The organism is Nocardia sp. NPDC005746 (genome assembly GCF_040630785.1).
Classification (GTDB): Bacteria; Actinomycetota; Actinomycetes; order Mycobacteriales; family Mycobacteriaceae; genus Nocardia.
The window spans coordinates 63,401-69,673 of sequence record NZ_JBEXYE010000028.1 but is presented as its reverse complement, the minus strand read 5'-3'; the positions used below and the strand labels follow the sequence as shown (position 1 = coordinate 69,673).

Here is a 6,273-nt window from a genome sequence, read left to right as displayed (position 1 = left end):
TGAACGTGTTCGCGGGGGCCGCCGTAGCCGCCGGTTTCCTGGGATGATCCACGGACAGTCACCGAAAGGCCGATCCGCCATGACCGATGGCACCTACACCCGTTACGTCGCGCTCGGCGACAGCCAGACCGAGGGCGTCGGCGACGGCGACGACCGGACCGGCCTGCGGGGCTGGGCGGATCGGCTGGCCGAGCGACTGGCCGCCTCCAATCCGGGCCTGTCATACGCCAATCTGGCGGTGCGCGGGAAGCTGGCCGGGCAGATCCGAGCCGATCAGCTGGATGCGGCGCTGTCGCTGCGGCCCGATCTGGCGACCGTGCTCGCGGGCATGAACGACCTGCTGCGCCCCAACTTCGATCCGGACGCCATCGTCGCGGACGTCGAGGCGATGTTCGCCGCGCTCACCGCGACCGGCGCGGTCGTGGCCACCCTGACCTTTCCCGATGTCGCAGAGACGATTCCGCTGGCCCGGCCGCTGCGCGGGCGGGTGTCGATCCTCAACGAGCGGTTGCGGGCGGCGGCCCGGCGGCACGGGGTCCTGATCGCGGAGACCGGGCATCATGCCGTCGTCACCGATCCGCGGCTGTGGAGTCCCGACCGGTTGCACGCCAGTCCGCTCGGGCATCAGCGCATCGCCGAGGCCATGGCCGAGGCGTTGCGGCTGCCCGGCTCCGACGACACCTGGACCCGTCCGCTCATTCCCGCACTGCCCCAGCAGGGGCTGCTGCGGTCGATGGCGGCCGAACTCGAGTGGGCGGCAACCGCGCTGGGGCCGTGGGCCATGCGCCGGCTGCGCGGAATCTCCTCCGGTGACCAGCGGGTCGCCAAGCGGCCGCAGCCGCTGCCGGTGATCGGCGCGCCGCTCGCGCACTGAACCTCCAGCGCACGCCGAATCCTCGTCGCGGGCCGAACCTGCGCCGATCCGGCCCGCGGGCCTGCCCCGCTGCCGGACAATCGAACCCGAGCCCAGTCGGGGCCCGGGAAGGGTCGGCGCGGATCATGTTCATCGGCGACAACGTCTTGGCGGCGATCGGCAACACTCCGCTGGTGCGATTGCACCGGGTGACGCCCGAGGGGTGCGCGGAGATCCTGGTGAAACTCGAGGGACAGAATCCGTCCGGCAGCATGAAGGATCGGGCCGCCCAGGCCATGATCGCGGTGGCCGAGCGGGACGGGCGGCTGCGACCCGGTGACACAGTGGTCGAATACGCGCGCGGCAGTAGTGGTTCCGCGCTCGGGCTGGTGTGCGCGGCCAAGGGGTATCGGCTGCGACTGGTCGACTCCACCGCCGCGGCCGAGCGGGAGAGCCGGGAACCCGGCACCTTCTGGCCCGATCACCTGAACAACACCGACGCCATCACCGGCTATCACGGTCTGGGGCAGGAGATCTGGACGCAGACCGAGTGCCGGGTGGACGCGTTCGTTCAGGCGGTCGGCAGTGCCGCCGCGCTCCGCGGCAGCGCCGCGCTGCTCCGCTATCACAAGCAGCGGCGGATCCACGTCGTGGCAGTGGAGCCCGCCGAGTCGCCCGTGCTGTCCGGCGGCCCGCCCGGTGAGCACCGGATCGAGGGCATCGGCCTGGGTTATCCACCGCCCCTGTGGGATCCGACCCTGGTCGACGAGGTGGTGCCGGTCTCCAGTCCCGAGGCCGAGGCCATGGCGCATCGGCTGGCCCGCGAGGAGGGCCTGCGCGCCGGAAACTCCTCCGGCGCGAATGTGGTCGCGGCCATCCGCGTGGGGCTTCGCCTGGGTCCGCGAGCCCGCGTGGTCACGCTGCTCCCGGACTCCGGCCTGAAGCAGGGTCAGACGTTGACGCCGTAATCCCGTGCGATTCCGCCCAATCCGGACGCATACCCCTGCCCGATGGCCCGGAACTTCCATTCCGCGCCGTGCCGGTACAACTCCCCGAACACCATGGCCGTCTCGGTGGAGGCGTCCTCGGTCAGATCGAACCGGGCCAGTTCCGTCCCCGTGACCGCGTCCACCACCCGGATGTACGCGTTCCGGACCTGCCCGAACGCCTGCCGCCGCGCCTCGGCCTCGTAAATCGATACGGGGAAGAAGATATTCGTGATCGTGGGCGGCATGGCCGCCAAGTCCACATTGATCACCTCGTCGTCGCCCTCCCCCGCGCCGGTCAGGTTGTCGCCCGTGTGCTCGATCGTCCCCTCCGGCGAGCGCAGGTTGTTGTAGAACACGAAGTGCTTGTCCAACACCACCCGCTGATTCGGCCCGCACGCCATGGCGCTGGCGTCCAAGTCGAAATCGGCCCCGGTGGTGCTGCGCACATCCCACCCCAGCCCCACCGAAACCTTCGTCAGATTCGGCGCCTGCTTCGACAGCGAGATATTCCCACCCTTGGCCAGACTGACACTCATCGAACTACCTTCCCTCCGAAGTCGATCCCATCCCCAATCGTCCTCGCGTCGCACCCGCAGAGCCACCGATTCGGCGTCCAGCTGCTCGGCGATCACCGTCACCCGCCGCTGCAACGCCAGCAACTCGATCAGATCCCGAGGCACCGCCGGCTCCCCTGGTTCCGCCGCGATCACCGCCCGCATCGCCTCGGCATGCGCCTCCCGGATCGCGGCCCGCAATCGCGTGCCCGCCAACGGCTCCCCCATACCGAGCGTCACCCTTCGAATGTACGCGCCCGGCAGTTCCTCCGAAACGCTCGCGAACAGCGACCCCATCGAATTGAAACCTGTTACAGTTCGAGCGCAGAAGGGGAGGTGGCCGATGTCGTCGCGCCGTGAATATCGTTACCGGACAACATTTTTCACGCGATTCGCGCGAGTGGCGATTCCGATCGCAGCGCTGGTGGGGGCCACGAGCGCCATGGCGGCTCCGGCGTCGGCGATACCAAATATCACCGACTCCTTCTACACGCCGCCCGCGGATTACGCGGCGCGACAGCCGGGGACGATCCTCCGCGTGCGACCGATCCAGGCCAGCTATTCGCAGTTGGTCCCGTGGCCGGTCCAAGCGTGGCAGTTGCTGTATCGGACCACCGCGGCGAACGGTCAGCCCTATGCCGCGGTGACGACGGTGCTGAAGACCGCGAACACGATTCGGCCGACGGCGCTGCTGTCGTTCCAGAACATGACCGACGCGATCGCGCCGCAGTGCGTGCCGTCCCAGGCGCTGTATCAGGGGCAGGCCCCCTGGATCGATCCGTCGAAATCCGGTCCGCTGCAATTGACCACGATGTCCGGCGAAACCGCGATGATCGCCGCCGCCCTCGCCCGCGGCTGGGCGGTATCGGTGCCGGACTTCGGCGGCATCGACAACCATTACTCGACGCCGAAGGAGCCCGGTTACACCGTCCTGGACGGCATTCGGGCCGTCGAGGCGTTCGAACCGGCCGCCCTGTCGGGGCCCGGCACCCCGGCCCTCCTGTGGGGCTACTCCGGTGGCGGTATCGCGAGTGCCTGGGCCGCACAGGAACAGCCGCGGTACGCTCCCGAGCTGAATCTGGCCGGGACGGCGGCGGGCGCACCGGTCGGTGACCCTCGGGCCGCGATGCTCGCCATGAACGGCACGCCCATCGGCGGCGGTCTGCTCCCCATCGCACTGATGGGCATCATGCAGGATTCACCCGCGTTCACCGCCGCCATGAACCGCTACCTCACCCCCGCCGGGAAACAGAAGATCGCGGACGCCGCGGACAACTGCACACCCCAGAACATGATGTCCAGCCTCGGCTTCGACGCCAACCAGTTCCTCACCGAACCCATCGAGCAGATCCTCACCGACCCCGCCATCAGCGCCGCCCTCGAGGAACGCACCCTGGGCGCCACCGCCCCCACCACCCCCTTCTACATCTACAACGCCGTAGACGACGAAGGCAGCCTCATCTCCAGCATCGACACCCTGGTCTCCACCTACTGCGCCGCCGGCACCCCCGTCACCTACCGCCGAGAACAACTCGCCATGCCCGCCTCCGCCCACACCGGCGAATGGTTCCTGGGCGCCCCCGGCGCCCTCGCCTGGCTCCAGCAACAGGCCGAAAACCCCTCCGCCCACCCGGTTTGCGACACCCGAACCGTCTCCACCACAGCCGCCGACCCCGCCGCCGTGGACGCCCTCATCTCAGGCATCCTCACCGGCCCCGTCCGAACCTTCCTCGGCTTCTAGCCCGTAGCCGCCGCAACCGACGGAAGCTCCGATTCACCTGATGAATTGGAGCTTTCACGCGAACCGTTCGAAATGCGCTTCCGCGCCTCAGCACCTATGCCCCGGGAAACAAGATGTCGTCCCATCCGACGATGAGCTGGGAGACGACCAGGACCGATAGCGCGACCGATGGGTGTGATGTGCGAAATGCATTGGGCGAATCCAGGGTTAATCGGACATGATTCGTCGGGTTTGTGTCTGTACATGTTCGAAGAGGGAAGAATTAGATGAAGTTCATGGGTAAGGCCGTTGTCGCGGTGGCGGCGGTCGGTCTTGCGGCGGGGTCGGCGATCGGTGCCGGTACGGCCGATGCGGCCGGACTGTACGGGGCGATCGCGTTCAGCCACGACGACTGGGCCTACGGCCGCAGCGTCAACGCACTCAGCGCGGCGGAAGCGCAGGTCGCGGCGATCGAGGACTGCGCCTCGGGTGGCTCTGCCGACTGCCGAGTCATGGTGACGTGGGCCAATGGGTGTGGCGCGCTTGTCTACCGCAACGACCACAGCGACTACCTCGCGGTCGGCACCGGCACTGGCCGTGACCGCGCGGACGCGCTGCGCAACGCCTACGACAGCCTCGCCGAGGTCTACCCGCAGGCGATGCTGGCCAACGTCGGCTCCGCCGACCTGTCGGCGACCGCGATCAGCGAAGTGGTGTGCACCGCTAACGCGTAATTCGGGGTCGAGACCGCGTGACGGTTCGGTGCCGCAGACGACTCGATCGGCTGCGACACCGAACGCCCGCGGTCAGCTCAGTGGTGAATTGCGCTCAATTCGCCTGGCCTTCCTTGTATTTCGCCTCCAACTCGGCGGCGAGCCGAGGCTTCTCGGCCTCCATCTTCTGGACGTACGCGACCGCGTCACCGACGGTCCGCAGGCTCGCGAGATCCTCGTCGGGGACCTTCACGTTGTACCTGTCCTCCAGCTGGACCGCGATCTCCACCTGCGACAGCGAATCGATTTCCAGGTCTTCGACGAAGGACTTCTCGATGGTCACCTCGGACGCGTCGATTCCCGTCACCTCTTCGACGATCTCGGCGATCCCGGTGACGATTTCTTCCTGGGTGCTGGCCACGAAACACTCTCCTCGATGTGACGACATATCCCTGAACGGCAGTGCCAGTACGCTAAAAGCTCCAGTGGGGTGGAGGTTCAACAACGTGTGATGGACGACACAAAGCCCGCTGCGCTCATGAGCATCGGGGAATTGGCGCGTAACTCGGGGCTGTCGGTGCGCACGATCCGGTTCTACTGCGACGAAGGCATTCTCGAATCCCAGCGCAGCGGGGGCGGGCACCGAATGTTCGATGCCGACAGCGCGACCGAACGACTGCTGCTGGTGCGGCGGCTACGGGCGCTCGGACTCGGGTTGGACTCGATCACCGGTGTGCTGCGCGGAGAACAGTCGATGGAAGAGGCCATCGCCGCCGAAAGCGCCAAGCTCGATATCGAATTCAGGTCGCTGGCTTGGCGTCGCGCATCCGTACGGGCCATGGAGGCAGCCGCCCCGGAACAGCGCGCCGAACGGCTCGCATTACTGGCCGCGGCACAGGACGGTAATGCGCTGCACGAGTCCCTCATCCGCTTCTGGCACCGCATTCTCACGCCGATTCCGCGGTGCGACAGCGACGGCTGGGTGTGCTGGAACGTCCCCGAGCCGCCCACGGACCCCTCGGTCGACGAGGTCGTCGCCTACGCCGAACTGGCCACCCTCGCCGCCAACCCAGACCTGAACAAGGCTGTCCGACATCAATACTGGCGAAATCGTCCCGACCTGATCCTCGACCCGCGAGCCCTGTACCACGAAATGGGCGAGATAATGATCGGCGTCGTGCCCCTCGTAGCCGACGGCATTCCCCCGCACCCCGGCAACGAACTCGACCGATTCGTCACCGCCCACGCCACCGCCCGCGGCCACCGCGACTCCCGCCAGTTCCGCGAGCACCTCCTGCTCGACGCAACCGACTCCGACCCCCGAATTCACCGCTATTGGTCCCTGACCGACCGACTCCTCGGTCCACGAGTCACGATCGGCCGCGCCCACGACTGGTTGTACAAGGCCCTGGCCCACTCCACCTGACAGGCCTTCCGACACCGT

General features: G+C 67.7%; 7 protein-coding genes. 5 read left to right on the top strand and 2 right to left on the bottom strand.

Features of this window, described 5'->3' with window-relative positions; translation table 11 throughout:
• Positions 1 to 79 precede the first annotated feature (79 nt).
• Both ABZ412_RS33295 and ABZ412_RS33290 read left to right on the top strand, forming a co-directional pair.
• A complete protein-coding gene (locus ABZ412_RS33295; protein WP_357288429.1) occupies positions 80 to 874 on the top strand; it encodes an SGNH/GDSL hydrolase family protein in 795 nt (264 codons plus the stop codon).
• A 125-nt stretch (positions 875 to 999) separates the two neighbouring features.
• Complete coding sequence (locus ABZ412_RS33290; protein ID WP_357288426.1) at positions 1,000 to 1,821, top strand: cysteine synthase family protein; 822 nt, start codon at positions 1,000 to 1,002, stop codon at positions 1,819 to 1,821.
• On the opposite strand, the gene ABZ412_RS33285 is transcribed toward ABZ412_RS33290, so the two are convergent.
• Complete coding sequence (locus ABZ412_RS33285; protein ID WP_357288438.1) at positions 1,803 to 2,378, bottom strand: TerD family protein; 576 nt, start codon at positions 2,376 to 2,378, stop codon at positions 1,803 to 1,805. The genes ABZ412_RS33290 and ABZ412_RS33285 overlap by 19 nt on opposite strands.
• A 418-nt stretch (positions 2,379 to 2,796) precedes the next feature.
• Between ABZ412_RS33285 and ABZ412_RS33280 the strand changes: the two genes are divergently transcribed.
• Entirely contained in the window at positions 2,797 to 4,137 is a 1,341-nt protein-coding gene (locus tag ABZ412_RS33280) for a lipase family protein (RefSeq protein ID WP_357288423.1), read from the top strand.
• A 266-nt stretch (positions 4,138 to 4,403) separates the two neighbouring features.
• The gene (locus tag ABZ412_RS33275; protein WP_357288420.1) at positions 4,404 to 4,850 is read left to right on the top strand and encodes a DUF4189 domain-containing protein; all 447 of its coding nucleotides are present in this window, start codon (positions 4,404 to 4,406) and stop codon (positions 4,848 to 4,850) included.
• Positions 4,851 to 4,944: 94 nt separating this feature from the next.
• Here the strand turns inward: ABZ412_RS33275 and acpM are convergent, their stop codons facing one another.
• Complete coding sequence (gene acpM / locus ABZ412_RS33270) at positions 4,945 to 5,250, bottom strand: meromycolate extension acyl carrier protein AcpM (RefSeq protein WP_357288418.1); 306 nt, start codon at positions 5,248 to 5,250, stop codon at positions 4,945 to 4,947.
• 90 nt (positions 5,251 to 5,340) lie between these two features.
• Between acpM and ABZ412_RS33265 the strand changes: the two genes are divergently transcribed.
• Positions 5,341 to 6,255 carry a MerR family transcriptional regulator gene (locus ABZ412_RS33265; protein WP_357288415.1) on the top strand — a complete coding sequence of 305 codons (915 nt, stop codon included), beginning with the start codon at positions 5,341 to 5,343 and terminating at the stop codon, positions 6,253 to 6,255.
• The last annotated feature ends 18 nt before the right edge of the window (positions 6,256 to 6,273 follow it).